Here is a 2,353-nt window from a genome sequence, read left to right as displayed (position 1 = left end):
CTTGTTCTGGCTGCGCACTGCGAAGGCGTCCTGGTCGGCCCGCGACACCGAAAAATCCTCGGCGACGTTCTCGCCGGTTTCCGGCATGGAATCGACGCCATACTGCTTCTTCATCAGCGGGTTGACGAAGCGCCAGCCGATGGTGGTGTCGTAAATCTCGGCATTGCGCGAGAACGCCGTGTCGGCCTTGGGCATGACGAAGGGTGCCCGGCTCATCGATTCGACGCCGCCCGCGATCATCAGCTCCGCCTCGCCGGCCTTGATGGCTCGGGCGGCAATGGTCAGCGCATCCATGCCGGAGCCGCACAGGCGATTGACGGTCGAGCCCGGGACCTCCTTTGGCAGCCCGGCCAGCAGCAGCGCCATGCGCGCTACGTTGCGATTGTCCTCGCCGGCCTGGTTGGCGCAGCCATAGACGACATCGTCGATCGCCTGCCAGTCGATGCCCGGATTGCGCTCGGCCAGCGCCCTCAGCGGGATGGCGCCTAGATCGTCCGATCGTACCGAAGACAGCGAACCGCCGAAGCGGCCGATCGGCGTGCGGATGTAGTCGCAGATATAGGCCTCGGCCATGTCATGCAGCCTTTGCTTTTCCGGTTCCCTCATGCGCCGCCTTGGTGCGGGCCTGCAGGTCGCGCAATGTCTTCAATTCGAGTTCGCTTGGCGCCGGTGTTTCGTCAAGCGCCTCCGCGAACTTTACCACCCAGCCACAGCTCTCCTGCACCTGCTGGCGGGTGACGCCCGGATGCAACGACACGACGGTGAATTCCTTGGTCACCGGATCCGGCTTCCAGATGGCGAGATCGGTGATCAGCAAGGTCGGACCTGATGTGTCGATGCCAAGCCGCTTGCGATGGTCGCCGCCCTCGCCATGGCCGAAGGAGGTGAAGAAGTCGATCTTCTCGACCATGCCGCGCTTGGTCTGCGCCATTGTGATGTAGATCTGCTTCGACGAGGTCGCGATCTCCGGCGCGCCGCCGCCGCCGGGCAGCCTGGTCTTGGGATGGAAATAGTCGCCGATGACCGTGGTGTTGATGTTGCCGAACTTGTCGATCTGCGCCGCCCCCAAAAAACCGATCGAGATGCGGCCGCCCTGCAGCCAGTAGCGGAACATCTCCGGCACCGCGACGGTGGTGACGGCGGTCTCGCACAATTCGCCATCGCCGATCGACAGCGGCAGCACGTCGGGCGCGGTGCCGATCGTGCCGCTCTCGTAGATCAGCGTGATGTCAGGCGCATGCGTTAGCCGCGCCACATTGCAGGCCGCGGACGGTGCGCCGATGCCGACGAAGCAGACATCGTCATTCCTGAGCGCCCTGCTGGCGGCGATCGTCATCATCTCGTTGGGGGTGAAACCCAATGGATTGTCGCTCATGCCGCTTTCCTCAAATGCTCGACCCGGGCCGCGAAATCGCCGGCGCTCTTCTCGATGACATTGGCCTGCATCCACGCCTGGAATTTGTCACGGTCGGCGGCGATCTCGTCCCATTCGAGATAGGCGGCATTGTCACGCGCATAATAGCCATGTGCGTAGGACGGGTGCGAGCCGCCTGGCACGACGGATATCGCCGCGATCGTCCAGCGCGGCAGCACGGTCAGATTGGGGTGCAGATCGTCGAAATTATCGACCACTTCCTCCACCGTCACCACCGCTCGCTTGGCCGCCAGCACCGCTTCCTTCTGGATGCCGATGATGCCTTCGACCAGCACATTGCCTTGTCTGTCGGCCTTCTGCGCATGGATGAAGGTGACGTCAGGCCTGATCGAAGGAACAGCCGCCAGCACCTCGCCGGTGAACGGACAGGTGACAGACTTGATGTTCGGATTGACCGCCGCGAGGCCAGCACCGCGATAGCCGCGAAACACCGCGCAGGGCAGACCGGCCGCGCCCGCCTCATAGGCATTGGCCATGCCGGCATGGCTGTGCTCCTCGATCTCGATCGATCTGGGGAAACCGTTCTCGATGGCGTCGCGGGCGCGCCGCAGCAGGCCGACGCCGGGATTGCCGACATAGGAGAAGACGATTTTCTTCGCCATGCCCATACCGATCATCTGGTCGTAGATCAGGTCCGGCGTCATGCGGACCAGGGTGAGGTCGCGAAAACCCTGACGGATCGCCTCATGCGCCGCCGCCGTCGGGATCAGATGGGTGAAACCCTCGAAGGCGACCGTGTCATCATCGTTCAAATTCTCCGCAACAGCCTGTTTGAGCGGCAGGAACTTGACCATCGCATCGGCTCCGGGTTCAAAAAGTTCGCATTGCGAACATATGTTTTATATGCGATACTTTCTACGCTGGGGGAGGGCGAGGAGTCAATCCTGGCGTCGATGCCGTTCCCGCGGAGTTGAGATG

General features: G+C 62.8%; 3 protein-coding genes. All 3 read right to left on the bottom strand.

Annotation, left to right across the window (positions count from 1 at the left end):
* The coding region (locus EN969_RS27000; protein WP_281060034.1) for a beta-ketoacyl synthase N-terminal-like domain-containing protein at positions 1–573 on the bottom strand (573 nt) is incomplete at its 3' end.
* A 1-nt stretch (position 574) separates the two neighbouring features.
* Complete coding sequence (locus EN969_RS26995; protein ID WP_063169490.1) at positions 575–1,375, bottom strand: CoA-transferase subunit beta; 801 nt, start codon at positions 1,373–1,375, stop codon at positions 575–577.
* Complete coding sequence (locus EN969_RS26990) at positions 1,372–2,229, bottom strand: CoA transferase subunit A (protein ID WP_063169491.1); 858 nt, start codon at positions 2,227–2,229, stop codon at positions 1,372–1,374. The genes EN969_RS26995 and EN969_RS26990 overlap by 4 nt, the downstream gene beginning before the upstream one ends.
* Between the last annotated feature and the right edge of the window lie 124 nt (positions 2,230–2,353).

It is taken from the genome of Mesorhizobium sp. M7A.F.Ca.CA.003.01.2.1 (genome assembly GCF_003998945.1).
Classification (GTDB): Bacteria; Pseudomonadota; Alphaproteobacteria; order Rhizobiales; family Rhizobiaceae; genus Mesorhizobium; species Mesorhizobium ciceri.
Note: the sequence above shows the minus strand (reverse complement) of the source record. Positions and strands in the feature narration are given on the sequence as shown.

What these genes read in the sequence shown, in the direction of transcription:
- EN969_RS26990 (WP_063169491.1), bottom strand. Translation starts at nt 2,229, where the DNA reads ATGGTCAAGTTCCTGCCGCTCAAACAGGCTGTTGCGGAGAATTTGAAC.
- EN969_RS26995 (WP_063169490.1), bottom strand. Translation starts at nt 1,375, where the DNA reads ATGAGCGACAATCCATTGGGTTTCACCCCCAACGAGATGATGACGATC.